This is a genomic window from Levilactobacillus sp. HBUAS70063 (assembly GCF_038374745.1).
Taxonomy (GTDB): domain Bacteria; phylum Bacillota; class Bacilli; order Lactobacillales; family Lactobacillaceae; genus Levilactobacillus.
Genome location: NZ_JBANSM010000006.1, coordinates 113,211 through 129,380 on the forward strand (window position 1 = coordinate 113,211; position 16,170 = coordinate 129,380).

Consider the following 16,170-nt stretch of genomic DNA (forward strand, 5'->3'; position numbering starts at 1 on the left):
CACGTTAACTTAGTTAGTCAACCCGCTTGATGGGCGCAAAGGCGGCCAACAGCCGCTTAACGCCTTGTTCTGGAAAGGCAATGTCTAATTCCGCGTCTTCGCCAGTCCCACTGACCTTGACCACGGTCCCAACGCCCCACTTCTTGTGGCTGGCCTTGTCGCCAATGTTCCAGGCAACCTTGCCGGCACCGGTGCCGGTGGGTTCCGTGATCCGACCGGTCTTGCCATGGTACGGTTGTGCCACGGCACTGGCAGTTCGCCGAGCAAATGGCACATCTCGCCGGCTTGGCGTCAGGCCCGACTTGCTTTCGCTGTAGTCCAGATGCAACAATTCCGGCGCGATTTCGGTCACGAACCGCGACTCAGGGTTATTCTGCCGCCGACCGTAGAGCATCCGTGAATAAGCGTTGGTCAGGTACAGTTTCTGTTGGGCACGCGTGATCCCCACGTAGGCCAACCGCCGTTCTTCCTCCAATTGGTCGTCTTCGAGCAGGGCTCGTGACAGCGGGAAGATGCCCTCTTCCAGTCCCATCAGGAAGATGACCGGGAATTCCAGCCCCTTGGCGGCGTGCAACGTCATCAAGGTCACTTCGGCGGGTTCTTCGTCGACGTCGTCTTGGGCCGAAACCAACGCCAAATCGGCGAGGAATTCTACCAAACGGTCGTCATTTTCATCGTGATCCTCGTTATCCCAACTGTCATCGAACTTTTGCGTGACGGACAGGAATTCTTGAATGTTTTCGATACGTGTCTCGGCTTCCAACGACTTGGACGCCTTCAAGGCCGCCATGTAGCCGGTTTGGTCCAGTAATTGACTGGTGATGTCCGACACGCTGGCCGTGGCCGCTTGGTCCTGCACCGCCTTGATGGTCAAACCGAACTTTTCCATGGCATTGCGAATCCGGGCGCCCAGGTTCGTGGCCAAACTGATGTTTTGCGTAGCCTCCAGCTCGCTCCAGCCGTTAAAGTCGGCGAAGTCACGGAGCTTGGTCAGGCTGGTGGCACCGATCCCCCGCTTAGGTTCGTTGATAATCCGTTCCAGGCTCATGGAGTCCGCCGGGTTGGCAATCAACGTCAGGTAGGCCAAGACGTCCCGAATTTCCTTGCGGTCGTAGAACTTGTGGCCCCCGACCATGGTGTACGGAATGTTGGCCTTGACCAGCGTTTCTTCAATCACCCGAGACTGGGCGTTGGTCCGGTACAGGATGGCGAAGTCACCGTAATCGTGATGGTTCTTCTCCCGTTCTTCCTGAATCTTGGCCACCACGTAATGGGCCTCATCGTTTTCATTTTGCCCCCGGTAATACGAGATGGGTTCGCCCTCCGGATTCTCCGTCCAGAGGTCCTTTTTCTTCCGGTTCACGTTGCGTTGAATGACGTCGTTAGCCGCCTTTAAGATGGTCTTGGTGGACCGGTAATTCTGTTCCAGCAAGGTGACGTGAGCGTCCGGATAGTCGTGCTCAAAGTTCAAAATATTTTCCATGTTGGCCCCCCGCCAACCGTAAATACTTTGGTCGCCATCCCCCACAACGCAGAGGTTCTGGTACTTCTTGGCCAGCATGTTAACCAGCATGTACTGGGCATCGTTGGTATCCTGGTATTCGTCCACGTGGATGTATTGGAACTTGTCCTGGTAGTGGGCCAAGACGTCTTGATTGTCGTTAAATAATTTAATCGTCAGCATGATCAGGTCGTCAAAGTCCATCGCCTGATTGGCCTGTAATTGCCGCTGATAGTTTTCGTAAACGTCGGCGACCGTGGTCTCAAAAGGATTCCCCGCGGTCTCACGCATCATGGCTGGCGTCTGCAACGCGTTCTTGGCATTTGAAATAGCTCCCAGCACCGAACGGGGGTCAAACTTCTTGACGTCCAGGTTCAGCTCCTGTAAGACCCGCTTAATTAGCGTCCGTTGCTCGCCGGTATCGGCAATGGTGAAGGCCCGGTTGTACCCCAATCTGTCGGCATCGCGCCGTAAAATCCGGACACACAGGGCGTGGAACGTGGAGACCCAGACGTCATTGCCGTCCGGTCCCAGCAGCTTGGCCACCCGTTCTCGCATTTCCTTGGCGGCCTTATTGGTAAAGGTAATCGCCAGAATCCGCCACGGCATCACGTTGTTGTGCTCAATGAGGTAGGCCACTCGGTGCGTCAAGACCCGCGTCTTCCCACTACCGGCACCCGCCAATACCAGAAGGGGGCCCTCCGTCTGAAGCACCGCCTCCGTTTGTTTATCATTCATGCCAGTTAACAATTCTTCTCCTGCCACCGTGAACACAATCCTCTCTGTAGTTAGTCCTGACTATTATAGCAAAATTCTAGGGGTAACGACACCGTTAGACCCGACAATCTCGGCAACGGTCCTGGTCGTTTCTGGGAGATTAATCCCCGTAGTCCCCGATATTTTAGCGCTGGTCGATTACCAATCGCGCACATACGTTCCCCTTTTCTAATCCTTCACCATTTTACCAAACGTCACCCGGTTAGCCTACCCTTTTATCCGATTTTTGAAAAACTCTTATGACTTCACTTATGATTCGGTTTCCAAGGCTTGACGCACCGGCCTTAACGCCAAAACTGCACCGCCCCGAAGACTTTCTTTTCGAGACGGTGCAGTCGTTTCATTCTGATTAATTAATCGTCGGTAGACGCGTTGGCCGAGTCGTCCGGCGTGTCCGACCAGATGCCGGTATCGTCCAGCTGATCCAAGATCGGTTTGATGCTGTCGCCCTGAACGGCGATGTGGCCCATCAGGTCATCATCTTCTTGGTGCTTGAGGTGGTAGAACGTGAAGTGCCAGTTGGCCTTCAGTTGCCACTGGGTCCGCATCGCCGGTAGCTGCGCGGTGGTAAAGGCCGCGGTGACGGCCGGCGTTAAGATCCGGGCCGAGGCTAGTGGCAAGCCCGCGATGGCCCGCAAATGTTGGTCGAACTCCGTGATGTTAGCAGCGGCTTCGAAGACGTAGCCCGTCTCACTTGGCGCCGGCACAATCTTCTTGACGTAGATGGCCCCGCTGCTGGTGAGATAGAAGGACACCTCGAAGACCCCCACGTAGTTCACGTGCTTGGTCACTTCGGTGGCAATGCGTTGGATTTCGCTGGCCACGGCCTCATCGACCTGCGCCGGTACCCACGTCCGAATCGGCCGGTCGTCGACGGACTGCGTTTCCGTAATCGGAAAGGCTTGGCCGTTGCCGTCCTGGTCGCGGGCCACGATGATTGAGTACTCGCGGTCATAAGCGATCTGGGATTCCAGGATGTAGGTGCCCCAGTCCAAGAGTCCGGCCGCCTTGGCGATATCGGTCTGGGTCTTAATGACCAGCTCCCGACCGCGCGACCATTCCTTTTGGATCGGCTTGAGCACACAAGGGTACCCAATGGAATTAATGGATTGGTACACGTCATCGAGGCTAATGATGGTGGCGTACGGCGCAATGTTGACGTTTAACTGTTCAAAAAACGCCCGTTCAAGCAGCCGGTCCTGCATCATTTCGAGCATATCCGAACCCTGGGGAATCCGTGTGTATTGGGCCAAGAACTTCACAACGTCGGTGCTGACTTGATCGGAATCATACACGATGGCCGCACAACTCTCCGCAAAATGCTGCAGCTTGTCGCGATCCTTGTTGCCGCCAATCGCTTTAAAATCTGCTAATTGTAATGCTTCACTGGTTTCATCAGCGCCGTACGCGCCAACCCGCAAGCCCATCTTCCGCGCGGTGGTCACTAACATGGCCGCGTTGGCACTGTTTCCGATGACGCCAATGGTATCTCCAGGATATAAGACTGTGTTCGCCAATTTGCTCCCTACTTTCTAACTCAATTTTAAATGATTCGTTCACTTGCTTTGAGACTTCACATGATACATTTTAAAGTTTGCGCGGTGAATAAACAAGCGAGGTGTTTAGTTAATCCTCGGCGAAAATAACCGTGTTATCCTCGAAGGCGGCGATGCTGGCCAGTGCTTCTAATTGAATGCCGGCATCGACCACCAGCTTGTGGCCCTTCTGGAACCGTTTCTCGATGACCACGCCGACACCGGCGACCTCAATCTGTGCGGTCCGGGCGATGTCTAACAAGCCTTGGACGGCCTGCCCATTGGCCAAGAAGTCGTCGATAATGAGGACGCGGTCTTCGGGGCTCAGGAAGCGCCGGTCAATCGAGATGTCGTTGTTAACCTGCTTGGTGTAGGAGAAGACCTTCGCCGTGTAAAGATGGTCCGTGAGCGTGAGACTCTTGTGCTTGCGGGCGAAAATCACGGGGACGTTCAGGTGCAGCCCCGTCATGACGGCCGGCGCAATTCCCGAAGATTCGACCGTTAAGATCTTGGTGATGCCGGCATCGGCAAAGCGACGCGCGAACTCGGCGCCCAGTTGGTCCATTAATTGGGGATCAACCTGATGATTCAAAAAGTTATCGACCTTTAAGACGTTGCCCGGTAAGACGGTTCCGTCCTGACGAATGCGGTCCTCTAAAAGTTTCATGACAATGCGGCCTCCATTAGTAGTTTGGGTTGGTCCGCCACCATTTGGCTACCGGCCAACCCGTTTAAGTCTAGTTTACCCGATTCAACCTTAAAAGAGCAACGGCCAACGCCGGTATTTACCAAGCCTTAACCAATCCACAAGCCCAGCAATTCGGCTAAGACCGTGGTTAACGCGAGAAGCGCCAGATTACGAACGGCCAGGATAAAAGTTTGTTTTTTGACCTGAATTCGGAAAAAAGCCGCCACATTTTTGTAAATTAGTGGGATACTGATGAGGGACAGCAACGACCATTTCGGCAAATCCCCCAGCAAGACGCTGGCGATTAACGCCAGATACCCGACAACGTAAAAGCCGGCAAATAGCCACAGGGCGCGTTGTTTACCCAGATAATAAACGATGGTCTTGCGGTTCAAATCGAGGTCTTCTTTGGCGTCACAGATGTTGTTGGCCAGTAACAGCGCGGCAATCGCCATGACGGCAATGCCCGAGGCCAGTAACACCCGCAGGAGAAGTGCACCGGTGAATTGGCCGGTCTGATACAGGTTTAGGTAGACGGTAATCAACATGATGAGGTAGCCCATGGTGAAGCCGGCGAAGAACTCCCCCGTCGGCGTCCCGGACAGCGGACGGGGGCCGCCGGCGTACAGGTAGCCGACTAGAAAACACAGCACCCCCATGACCAGTAGCGGCCAGCCCGTGACCCAGACCAAATAAAGGCCGATGACGCCGGCCACGACGGCAAAACTGGCCATCAACGCGAAGATCCGGTTGACCCGTAAGTGCTGTACGCCAATGATGTTGGTCTTTTTCTTCCACTCCGCGGCCTGGTTGCCGGCGCGCGTGTAATCCTGGTAGTTGTCGTTGATGTCGACCGCCATGTTGAAGAGCAACATGGCGATGAAGAACCAGCCGGTCACCGCCCAGTTCAACTGGTGGAAGTTGGCCTGCACAAAGATGAGCCCCAGCAAAAAGGGCCAGATTGAGGCAATTTTCGCCTTAATTTCCACTAACTCTAAAAAGATATTGAGTGTCAATTTAATCCCCCCGAAAACGAATTCTAATTAGATGATAACCTTTATTTGACAACGTTTCCACATGTCGGTAAGATAAATTTTAACGTACATATAGTGAGGTGCAGTATGGATCGACAACTTTGGCGGCAATTTCCCCAGGTGGAACCGCAACTCGTCGCGCTACAAGATTACTTGTTAGCCGCGGTCCAGTTAGATAACCAACCCATCCACAGTAAGATATTAGCTTTATTAAACGCCGGCGGTAAGCTTCTGCGCCCCGGTTACTTTTATTTATTCGCCGCTTTTGGCAATCAGGCCACCCCGGCCCAGCTCCAAGCGGGCGCCGCGGCCTTGGAGATCCTCCACGTGGGCACGCTGATTCACGATGACGTGATCGACGAATCCCCGACCCGGCGCGGCGTGCGCACCATTCAGATGAAGTACGGCCAACGCAACGCCATCTACGCCGGCGACTTCATGTTCACAGCCTACTTCAATCAGGTGCTCAAGTCCACGGCCGACCGCGATCTGATTCAAAACCACATCGATGCCATGCACCGAATCCTCCAGGGCGAACTGAGCCAGATGGCCCTGAACTATCAAGAAGACGTCAGCATTGACGCCTATCTCAAGGAAATTGCAGGCAAGACGGCCGAACTCTTCGCGTTGAGCTGTTATCAGGGCGCCAAGTTAGCGGCGGCCCCGCAAACCGTCAGCGACCACGCCCGCGAGATTGGGCTCGCCATCGGGAGTGCCTATCAGATCCTCGACGACATCCTCGACTACGCCGGTGATCCGCGGAAGACGCGCAAACCGGTGCTGGAAGACCTGCGCTCCGGCGTTTACTCCCTGCCCCTCATTTTGGCGATTCCGCGGGCGCCACGGGACTTCCATCGCCTGTTGAAGAAGAAATCGGCCATGACGACCGATGACATCGCGGCCGTTCAGGCGCTGGTCACCCAACACGCGGGTGTCGCGCAGGCCCGGCAATTGGCCGATAAGCTGACCGACCAGGCGCTGGCTCTGATTGCCCAGTTGCCGGCCGGCCAGAATCAAGCGGACCTGGCGAAATTAACCGGGATGCTCTTACGCCGCGACCATTAGCTCGTAGGCTCCACTATACAGGAATCGTCGGCAGAAGTCGCGTGTTTGCTGGGGCAATCGTCTTTAGCCATTTAAAGGCTGAGCCGCTGACCGATTTTGCCCGGAAATCGTCTCACCTATCCGGCTTTACCGCAAGGGTGTGGCGGCAGACTTTTCATTCCAAATACCACGAGGCTGGGGACTTTTCCCCAGCCTTTTTGCGATCGTTGACGCTTCAACTTGGATGACCCGTCCAACCAATCACCCGCCCAAACACCCACTGTCAGTGTCATCCCCCAACCGAACAGTTCTTCGATTCAACTACTCAATGGCTAAAGACGATTGCGGACCCCTTCGCTTGCGAATATTTCGGCCAATCCGTATCATGACAGTTGAGCCCAGCACTTAATCAAAAAATGTCCGCTTTCAACCAATCGATGAGATAAAGCTCCATTTACCCAATCATCAAAATCGTAACCCACCCATCAGCATGAAAAACACATTCTTCACGTACGACCAGATACAGGCACACACGACACCTGCCCTTAGATCACCCGTCCGAGGGCCAAACGCTGGACTCGATCCACGTTTTACAGGCAACACAAAATCCTCTGACCAACCCAATCAGAGGATTTTTTAAACCATTTAAAACGAACACACATTCGCTACAACTTCATCAATCTTTCCAGTACGCTAGTGACCACGGTCCAAATCGTACAGTGACCGGAACCGCGCGTTATCGCGGTAGAGTTCCGCCGGGGTCCCCTGCATGTCGAAGTGGCCGTCCTCGATGAAGCGGACCTGGTCGACGTGGTTGATGCCGGCCAGATGGTGGGTCACCCAGATGATGGTCTTGTCGTGTAGCACGTCAAAGACCGTGTCCAGCAGGTGTTGTTCCGTGATGGGATCCAGGCTGACCGTGGGCTCGTCCAAGATGATGACGGGCGCGTCCTGTAGGAGAATCCGGGCCAGCGACAGACGTTGCCGTTCGCCCCCAGAGAAGCGACTCCCGGCCTCTTGAACCTGGGTCTGGTAGCCCGCCGGCAGCCGGGTAATCAGGTCGTCTAATTCCACGGCCTTAACCGCCGCCATGACCTCTTCGTCCGTCGCGGCCAAATTCCCAAGTCGCACGTTATTCATGACCGTGGTATTGAACAGATACGGTTGCTGGTCCAGCACGCCAAAGAGCGTGGCCCGCTGATCCTGTAGTCGGGAGATGGGTTCGCCGTTTAGGGTAATCTCGCCACTCGTCGGCGTCTCGTCACCCAGAATTAATTTCAAGAGCGTACTCTTCCCGGTCCCGCTCGGCCCCAGTAAGGCCAGCTTCTCCCCGGGGTGTAGTGTCAACGACAGGTCGTCAATCACCTCACGCTGCGCGCCCGCATAGGTAAACTTCACGTGGTCCAATTTCAATTCTTCCAGCGGGCCAATCTTGGTCTGGGTAACGCGCTGCGGTTCGGCCTCGTCCAAGGCGTTAACCCGCTGAATCGAGCTCTGGTAGACCGGCCACTCGCTGACCCCCTGGCTCATGTCGGCGAAGGGTTCCACCGTTGGAAATAGCGCCAGGCCAAACGCGGCAACCCAGTTGGCCTCCGCCTGGTTGTGGGTAAACATCACGCCGGCCCACCAGACCAGCAGAATGACCGCGGCACCGAAGATGAATTGAATCGCGAAGTTCCGCCACCACTGGAAATGATGGTCGGACCGCCGCAACGATGCAATCTCATCGATGGGGGCGTCCTGCTGGGCCAAGAAGTCTTGCCGGCGACCGGAAATCAACCAGTCCCCTAACCCCAGTACGGCGTCCGTCAATTGGGTGTAGAAGGTCCGCTGAACCTGCCGGGCCTGGAACTCCCGCCGACCGTTGACCGTCACAGACAGTAGCGGCATGAGAATCACAATGACCCCCAGTAAAATCAGCATCAACAGGCCGAACGCCCAGTTGAAATACCCGATACCAATCACCACGAACAGGTACAGTAGCCAGCCAATCACCAACGGAAAGACCGTCCGCAGATAGAGGTTTTCGATGTGGTCGATGTCCTCGGCTAAGATGCTGAGGACATCCCCCGTCTGGTGCGTCTGTCGGATGGCGACCGCCTGTTTCTCCACGGCCTCGTACAGCCGCTTACGAAAGTCGGACACGATCCGCAAGACCCAGTTGTGGCTGGTCAGGCGTTCCGCGTACCGGAAGGCCGGCCGCCCAATCCCGAAGGCCCGCGCCAAGACGATGGGCACGTAAATCATCAGGATGTTGTACGGATGGGTGGCCGCCCGACTGATCAGGTAGCCCGAGTTAAACATCAACGCTCCGCCACAGAAGAAGGTCATGAAGCCCAAGAAGAGCACCAAGACCAGGAGCTTCTTGTAGCGGCGCAGGTAGGGCATGACCCAGTGATCGTGTTTAAATGTCGCAAAGAATCCCTTCATTTGACAGTCGCTCCTTCCATTTCAGACCGTAAGCGAACGTAGGCCCCACCCTGTTGGGCCAGTTCGGCGGGCGTCCCCTGTTGGACGATCTCGCCGTGGTCCATGACCAGGATGTAGTCCATTTCGTTCATCCAATGCAAGCGGTGGGTGGCAAAGAAGACCAGATGGTGGTCGAAGACCGGTAGCATGGTCTGCTTCAACTCGACCTCGGTCTCAATGTCCAGGTGCGCCGTGGGTTCGTCGAAGAGCAGAATTCGCCGAGAGTCGTCCAGAAAGGCCCGGGCCAACGCAATCCGTTGGGCCTGACCGCCACTGACGCCCCGGGCGCCCTCACCAATCGGCGTTTGGAGCCCGTCCGGTAGCGTGGCAATCCAGTCACTTAGCCCGGCCTTGGCCGCGGCGGCCGTGACGGCCTCGTCGCTGGCCGTGGGCGCGTAAAAGGCCAAGTTATCACGCAAGCTCGCGTGGAACAGGTACGGCGCTTGGGGGATGTACACGAAGCTTCGTTGCCAAGCCCGTTGGTCCAGATGGGGCACCGCGGTATCGCGGACCTTAATCTGACCGGCGTCCGGGCTCAAAAAGCCCCCTAGCGTATTAATCAGCGTGGATTTGCCGGAACCCGAGGCCCCAATGATGCCGACCTTCTGAAAGCCTTTAACGGTGAAATTAAGGTCCTTGAGCGTGGGCTTCTGGGCATCGCCGTAACTCACGTTGACGTGTTCCAGCTTAATCTCGTCGCCGTCTTGCCAGACCGGGTCACGTTCTGCCAAGAGCTCCCGGCCGCTGGGCGTCTGCCGTTGTAAGACGTCTAAGACCGCCGTCAACGCGTTCTTGCCATTCAACGTGGCGTGATAGTCGTTGGCGAAGTTACGAATCGGCGCGAAGTAGTCCGGCGCCAGCGTCAGGATGATCAGCGCGGGCAACAGCTGGATGGTGTTGTCCATCAGACCGAACCCCAAGAACACCGCGATAATCGCAATCGACAGGGTCGTGAAGAAGTCCAGGGCAAACGTGGACGTCATGGCAATCGTCAGCGTCGACATGGTCTTCTTGCGGTAGTCCTCACTCACTTGGTAGACGTTGTTAGCGTAGGTCTTGTTCAACCCCAACTGTTTGAGCGTGGGCAACCCCCGCAGCGTGTCCACAAAGTGATTGGACAGCCGCTGGTACCCCGCGTATTGCCGGTCGGCCTTGGCCTGCGCCGCCAAGCCCAGGATAATCATGAAAAAGATAATCAACGGATAGATGGCCAGTAGGAACAGGGCCTCCTTCCACTGAATCAAAGCTATGTAAATCAACACGATCCACGGCGTCAACGATAGGTCCAACACCTTACCGATAATCAACATCAGATAGGTCTGAATCTTGTCGATGCCTTCCAGCCCCATGGTGACCACGTTACCGGTCCCCTTCTGGGCGACGACACTGGGTCCCAGGTCAAAGAGTTTGGCCATGAACTGTTTGCGCAACGTCTTGGTGGTCGTTTCCACGAAGGGATACAGCAGCCAGTTCTTCGCCAGGGTCAGGAAATGCCGCGCCAGAAAGGCCACGGCGAACCAGGCTAGCGGCATCACAATCGTCCGCACCGATTTTAGTTGCCACAGGTTCACGATGGCCACCGACAGGTACTTCGCCTGAAAGATAATCATGAAGGCCTGAACGAACGTCAAGACCGCCATGATGGCCGCCGCGGGCTTGACGCCTGGAAATTTAAACACCCGTTTATCAATCAAAATAACGCCCCCTCTAAACAAGTAAGTCTTACTGCTATGATACAGCTTTCACCGTTAATTTTCGAGCGCTTACATTCGCGGTTACTCGGGGAATTCCCCGCTTACATCCCCGCCAACGAAAAAGGATGCCGCCCGAAGACGACATCCCCGAAATCAAGTTTTAATGACTACGCGCTTTGCTTAGGTGACGCCAAGCGCTTGTAGAAGACCCAGTAACTCCAGATGAAGTAGACCAGCACGATTGGCAGGATGCTAAACGTGAGAATCGTCATCAGGTGCAGCGTGTAAGGCGAGTTCGATGAATTCTTAATCAGAAGCGAGTTGGCGGGATTGTTGGCAATCATGACCCGTGGGAATAACCCGTTGAAGATCAGAACCACCACGCTGATGAGCGACAGGCCACTGCCGATAAAGGACAGCCACTCATGGTTCCCCAGCACGCCCCAGTAAGCCAGCACCGTGAAGATGACCAGTGCCACGACAATCGCGGTGGTGGTCATCGGCTTCTTGTCGAAGAAGTCCGTGGAGAAGAACAGGAGAATGGCGAAGACCACTTCACCGGCGAAGAGCACCGGATAAAGAATCTTGTTCCAGGACAGGGCCCGATCGCGCAGGCTCCCGGAGGTCTTCAGGCGAATGAAGTTCAGGCCGTGAACCAGGCAGAGGACCGTGACGGCCACCCCACCGACGATGGAAAAGAGGTTGACGTAATCGCCGAAGTGGGCGGTCATGTCCCCGTTCTTATCGATCGGCATGCCGGCAATCATCGCAGTGAACAGCATCCCGAAGAGAAATGCCGCACAGAAGCTGCCAATGGTAGCGGCCCATTCCCAGAAGTTCCGCCAGGTATCCGTTTTCATGTTGGCGCGAAATTCGAAGGACACGCCCCGGAAAATCAGAGCGGCTAGAATCAGGAACAAGACCAGGTAGAATCCGGAGAATAAGGTGGCGTACCACATTGGGAAGGACGCGAACATCGCCCCGCCGGCCGTGATCAGCCAGACTTCGTTACCGTCCCAGTGCGGGCCGATGGTCTTGATGACCACGTCGCGTTCGTCACTGGTCTTGGCGAAACTCTTCACCAACATCCCGACACCGAAGTCGAACCCTTCAAGGAAGAAGAACCCACTGAACAACACACCAATTAGAATGAACCACAGGAATTGTAGGTTAGTCATGGTTGAACGCCCCCTTCGAGTAAGGATCTAACTCTTTCGTATCACCTGCTGAGTAGCCATCCGTGTTCTCGGCGTCCGGACCAGCCTTTAACGTCCGGTGGCAGAGGATAATCATGACTAATCCCATGATGGCAAACATCGCGAAGTAAACAATGTTGGTCGTCAGCAGCGAGGCCACGGAAACATTTGGCGAAACGGCATCGGCAATCGTCAGTAAGCCGTAGACAATCCATGGGTAACGCCCAAATTCGGTGACGAACCAACCGGCCGTGTTGACCACGAACGGTAGCCACAGGCACAGCCCTAAAATGTAGAGGAACCAGCGTTGCTTCATAATCAGTTGCGAGCGTTTACGGTTGAAGATTAAGCCCACGATAGCGAGTAAGGCAAACAGGGCCCCAGCACCTGCCATGATCCGGAAGCTCCAGAACAGCGTCTTAGTTGGGACGTAGTAGTTCATGTCGCTGCCGAACTTCTTATCGTACTTCGCGTGCATGTCCTTGTTGACTTGATTCATGCCTTTAACCGTCCCGGTCGTCTTGTGATAACTCAATAAGTTCAAGACGTACGGCACGTCGACGGACCAGGTGGTCTTGTGTTGCTTCGTGTCAAACCCGGAAACCGCTGCCCATTCACCCTTGTTGGTCGAGTTCTTGTAGAGCCCTTCCATAGCGGCGAACTTCATTGGCTGATTGTTAATCAGGTAACGGGTCTGTAGGTCCCCACTGGCAATGGAGCCCAGCGAGAAGATTAACCCAATCACCAGCGCCACGTTTAATGACTTCCGGTAGAAGCCGACGTGGTCTTTCTTCAGTAACCGCCAAGCCGAGCAGCCGGCGATTACGAAGGCAGCGGTTACAAAAGCCCCGAAAATGACGTGTGGAAATTCATTCCACAGCTGGGGGTTGCCGACCACCTTACCGAAGCTGACCATTTGCACGTGACCAGTCTTTTGGTTGATGATGTAGCCCAAAGGATTTTGCATGAAACTGTTGGCCGCCAAAATCCACAGGGCAGATAGTGAAGACCCGAACATAACGAGCCAAATAAAGAGTGTGTGGACCCACTTGTTAAAGCGGTCCCACGTGAACATCCACATCCCGATAAACGTGGATTCCAAGAAGAATGCGGCCAGGGCTTCGATGGCTAATGGTGCCCCGAAGATGTCCCCCATGAACCGGGAGTACTCGGACCAGTTCATCCCGAATTGGAATTCTTGAATAATACCGGTAACCACCCCGACGGCGAAGCTGTAGAGGAACATTTTGCCCCAGAACTGCGCCATCTTCTTGTAGTCCTCATCACCTTTGATGGCGTACATGGTTTCCATGACCGCCACCACGAAGGCTAACCCGATTGAAAATGGAACGAAGAAGAAATGAAAGACAGTGGTCATTCCAAATTGGAATCGCGCTAGGCCTAGGATATCCAGACCAAGATTTAGCATTTTTCTAACCTCCCCAAACGTTATTAGTGTAAATAAATAATTGCTGTCTTGAGTTCATTATATCTAGTGATAAGTGAATTTTCAATGGTTGACTACTAATATCCCCAAAGATGATGGAATATATTCGAAATTCATGTGATCTTTGTTCGCTGACTTTCGTAACACTTATGAAAAAGTGTGTCAGACTGGTGAAAAATAATGCATGCGCTTTCAAATTTAACGCGGAAATTGGGCAAAGTCGTGCTAAAATAAAGATAAGTAATTGGTATGAGGAGGTTTTCAGCATGACAGAACGCGTACTTGCCCTACAACCCTTAACGGCGGAACAACGGGCCCAATTGGAACAGACCGGCGCAGAGATTGTGACCGCGGCGGACTGGGAGAACCAGGCGCCCATCACCGCTATCTTTGGCTGGGATCACGAGGTGGGCCCGGCAGCCTTGATGGCGCCGAATAACCAGGTGAAATGGATTCAAACGGTCAGTGCCGGGATTGACTACCTGCCACTCGACTGGATTAAGGCGCACAACGTCCAGGTGACCAACGCCAGCGGGGTCTATTCCCCATCAATCGCGGAATCCACGATTGGCTATTTGCTGTATTTCATCCGCGGCTTCAATGAAGCGGTGAAGAATCAGGCCGGCCACTTCTGGCAACAGCCGGAACGCAATGACTTGGGCTTGTTGGCGAGTCAAAAAGTGGTGATTTACGGGACCGGTAGCATTGGCCAGGCGATTGCCAAGTTGTTAAATGGCTTCGGTAACCAGCCATACGGCGTGAACCGCTCCGGGCATCCGGTAGACGGCTTCAAGGACACGGTGAGTCTGGCCGACGACCATACTTTATTGAAGGATGCCGACGCGGTGATTAACGCCATGCCCGCAACCAGTGCCACCGTACACTACTTCGATGACGCCTTCTTCAAGCAATTGGACGGGCTCAATGTCTTCATCAACGTGGGCCGCGGCAAGTCGGTGGACCAGCAGGCGTTGATGAACGCCCTGCTCTATCAAAACGTGCTGCACGCGGCGCTAGACGTCTTCGAGGAAGAACCGTTGGACAAGAACTCCCGGCTGTGGGATTATCCGAACGTCTTGATCACCCCGCACCAAACCGGATTTGCGAAGGAAAACACCAAGCCCGTACTGGACATCTTTAAGAAGAACCTGACCAGTTGGGTGGCCGATGGTAGTTTGCCGGTTAATTTGACGGATGTGGCGTTGGGATACTAAGTAACTTGTGAACAAGAGAAAATGCACTAGCTCAAAAAGAGCTGGTGCATTTTTTCCTTTGTACCTTTCCGAAATCTCGGGACAGCGAATATAAAAATGTCTCCGCAAGAATGAGAGCATTACTAGCCTTCATTTAAAATAGTCAATGAATTTGCGTAGTCATACGAAATCAGTTCTGCATTCTCATTATCAATCCAAGCCTCTTCCTTGTGGGAGAAAGCGGCGATTGACTTGGCAGTCATACCCTTAAAGCGCTTCAACGTGGCATGCATAACTGCTAACTCTTCCTTTGAGAACAATTCTGCATTAAAGTCTGCGTTGGACGCATAGTAACTCCAATCATATTGACCTACACTAATTTCCTTCTCAACGATAAGCTTAGCGCTCTCCATGGATCCATACAACAAACTATATTGATCCGGAACCGGGCCATGAGGGAGCCGCGCATAAGAAACCCCGCTTATTGAAACCGTGTTACGTGCAAAATGGGTAAAATCCGCGTAAAACAACAGTTTATTGAGTTTGGTCTTCGTCAGTTCTGGCACATTAATCACGAAGTATAAAACCATATTGGAAAACTTTTTTAAATCAAAGGCATTATATCCCGAAAATTCGGAGTAATTAATGTCCGTAAACAGTGCATTAATTCCCTTTTCAATGAATTTCTTCGATTGTTCTACTCCGGAAATACCAACGTTTTCTTCAAATGCCGCCTTACCGCGCTCAGTCATTGCTTCCTTAGAGGTATCATACAACGGTTGCGCCACATCAGGATCCGTCTCTAAGGCCAGCAATATCTTGTTATTCGCCACTGAAGGCAATGAGCCCGTTTCATAAGTGGCAATGGTCGTCGCGCTCCATCCTAAGAGGGTCGCGAAGTCTCTTTGACTTAAGCCAAACGAATGACGCACTCTTTTAATGCGCTCAGGAGAAATGATACCATGCTTCCTTCGGTATTCATCGAATGCGCTTAAAATTGCTTGATTATCAAGCTTTTCATCGAATACTTGTTCACCACTATCTACGTCAAAGCGGGCACTCGTCACAACATCAACCTTTTCTCCGCGGATAGTGTAGGACTCATCTACCGACTTTACTTCCGTTTTCATTAATATCGCCCCCCATTAATCGTAAATTGTTTCATGAAATGAAATGACCTTGGCATGTCCATTCATGAGTTTTAATTTTATGTATAAGCGCTTTTCAGTTTCGCCATTTTTATAGAAAACCCACAGGTATTCACCTGGTCTATCTCTATCCCATTCTGGTCCCTTAACGTAATCACCAGGCGTCAGTTTCATGAGTACAATTTTAATTGATTCGGGCGTCATTTCAGTTACCTGAGCGTATGCCACTCTACGTTGAACAATTTCCCAGTCGCCGTGACTGAGGGCTTTTTTAAAGTCTTGCAAGAATCGTCGAATTGTCGCTTCACTAGCTGAACCCATGGCCATCCCCCACCCTTATGTCTACAGTTATCATATCACTGCTACAAATTTGTAGCAATAATTACGAATCAACAAAATGTTTAAGTCTGGTTTCACACAATTGATAAGCGTCGTGCTCCTAAC

General features: G+C 53.4%; 12 protein-coding genes. 2 read left to right on the forward strand and 10 right to left on the reverse strand.

Annotated features, from left to right (window positions below; genetic code table 11):
* Window positions 1-13 precede the first annotated feature (13 nt).
* The 4 genes from pcrA to V8I28_RS10105 all read right to left on the reverse strand — a co-directional run bounded on the left by pcrA (window position 14) and on the right by V8I28_RS10105 (window position 5,517).
* Window positions 14-2,266, reverse strand: coding sequence for a DNA helicase PcrA (pcrA, locus tag V8I28_RS10090; protein WP_341779997.1), 2,253 nt, complete (start codon window positions 2,264-2,266; stop codon window positions 14-16).
* A gap of 365 nt (window positions 2,267-2,631) precedes the next feature.
* On the reverse strand, window positions 2,632-3,795 hold the full coding sequence (locus V8I28_RS10095; RefSeq protein ID WP_341779998.1) for an ATP-grasp domain-containing protein: 1,164 nt from the start codon (window positions 3,793-3,795) through the stop codon (window positions 2,632-2,634).
* Between the two features lie 109 nt (window positions 3,796-3,904).
* Window positions 3,905-4,480, reverse strand: a complete 576-nt coding sequence (locus tag V8I28_RS10100; protein WP_341779999.1) for a xanthine phosphoribosyltransferase — start codon at window positions 4,478-4,480, stop codon at window positions 3,905-3,907.
* 128 nt (window positions 4,481-4,608) lie between these two features.
* A complete protein-coding gene (locus V8I28_RS10105; RefSeq protein ID WP_341780000.1) occupies window positions 4,609-5,517 on the reverse strand; it encodes a 1,4-dihydroxy-2-naphthoate polyprenyltransferase in 909 nt (302 codons plus the stop codon).
* Between the two features lie 105 nt (window positions 5,518-5,622).
* Between V8I28_RS10105 and V8I28_RS10110 the strand changes: the two genes are divergently transcribed.
* Window positions 5,623-6,600, forward strand: a complete 978-nt coding sequence (locus V8I28_RS10110) for a polyprenyl synthetase family protein (RefSeq protein WP_341780001.1) — start codon at window positions 5,623-5,625, stop codon at window positions 6,598-6,600.
* Window positions 6,601-7,272: 672 nt separating this feature from the next.
* Here the strand turns inward: V8I28_RS10110 and cydC are convergent.
* The 4 genes from cydC to V8I28_RS10130 form a co-directional block, all read right to left on the reverse strand.
* A complete protein-coding gene (cydC, locus tag V8I28_RS10115) occupies window positions 7,273-9,009 on the reverse strand; it encodes a thiol reductant ABC exporter subunit CydC (protein ID WP_341780002.1) in 1,737 nt (578 codons plus the stop codon).
* Window positions 9,006-10,742 (reverse strand): thiol reductant ABC exporter subunit CydD, encoded by a 1,737-nt coding sequence (gene cydD / locus V8I28_RS10120; RefSeq protein ID WP_341780003.1) that lies wholly within the window; start codon window positions 10,740-10,742, stop codon window positions 9,006-9,008. Before cydD ends, cydC begins: the two co-directional genes overlap by 4 nt.
* Before the next feature lie 167 nt (window positions 10,743-10,909).
* On the reverse strand, window positions 10,910-11,920 hold the full coding sequence (cydB, locus tag V8I28_RS10125) for a cytochrome d ubiquinol oxidase subunit II (RefSeq protein ID WP_341780004.1): 1,011 nt from the start codon (window positions 11,918-11,920) through the stop codon (window positions 10,910-10,912).
* On the reverse strand, window positions 11,913-13,367 hold the full coding sequence (locus tag V8I28_RS10130) for a cytochrome ubiquinol oxidase subunit I (protein ID WP_233670414.1): 1,455 nt from the start codon (window positions 13,365-13,367) through the stop codon (window positions 11,913-11,915). Before V8I28_RS10130 ends, cydB begins: the two co-directional genes overlap by 8 nt.
* Window positions 13,368-13,651: 284 nt before the next feature.
* Here V8I28_RS10130 and V8I28_RS10135 point away from each other — a divergent pair, with 284 nt between their 5' ends.
* The gene (locus tag V8I28_RS10135; protein WP_341780005.1) at window positions 13,652-14,599 is read left to right on the forward strand and encodes an NAD(P)-dependent oxidoreductase; all 948 of its coding nucleotides are present in this window, start codon (window positions 13,652-13,654) and stop codon (window positions 14,597-14,599) included.
* A 122-nt stretch (window positions 14,600-14,721) separates the two neighbouring features.
* On the opposite strand, the gene V8I28_RS10140 is transcribed toward V8I28_RS10135, so the two are convergent.
* Complete coding sequence (locus V8I28_RS10140; RefSeq protein ID WP_341780006.1) at window positions 14,722-15,708, reverse strand: type II TA system antitoxin MqsA family protein; 987 nt, start codon at window positions 15,706-15,708, stop codon at window positions 14,722-14,724.
* A 15-nt stretch (window positions 15,709-15,723) separates the two neighbouring features.
* Window positions 15,724-16,047 (reverse strand): type II toxin-antitoxin system MqsR family toxin, encoded by a 324-nt coding sequence (locus V8I28_RS10145; RefSeq protein WP_341780007.1) that lies wholly within the window; start codon window positions 16,045-16,047, stop codon window positions 15,724-15,726.
* Window positions 16,048-16,170 lie beyond the last annotated feature (123 nt).

Coding starts and splice junctions, on each gene's coding strand:
- V8I28_RS10100 (WP_341779999.1), bottom strand. CDS start 4,480: ATGAAACTTTTAGAGGACCGCATTCGTCAGGACGGAACCGTCTTACCG.
- cydB (WP_341780004.1), bottom strand. CDS start 11,920: ATGACTAACCTACAATTCCTGTGGTTCATTCTAATTGGTGTGTTGTTC.
- V8I28_RS10145 (WP_341780007.1), bottom strand. CDS start 16,047: ATGGGTTCAGCTAGTGAAGCGACAATTCGACGATTCTTGCAAGACTTT.
- V8I28_RS10130 (WP_233670414.1), bottom strand. CDS start 13,367: ATGCTAAATCTTGGTCTGGATATCCTAGGCCTAGCGCGATTCCAATTT.
- V8I28_RS10110 (WP_341780001.1), top strand. CDS start 5,623: ATGGATCGACAACTTTGGCGGCAATTTCCCCAGGTGGAACCGCAACTC.
- V8I28_RS10135 (WP_341780005.1), top strand. CDS start 13,652: ATGACAGAACGCGTACTTGCCCTACAACCCTTAACGGCGGAACAACGG.
- V8I28_RS10140 (WP_341780006.1), bottom strand. CDS start 15,708: ATGAAAACGGAAGTAAAGTCGGTAGATGAGTCCTACACTATCCGCGGA.
- cydC (WP_341780002.1), bottom strand. CDS start 9,009: ATGAAGGGATTCTTTGCGACATTTAAACACGATCACTGGGTCATGCCC.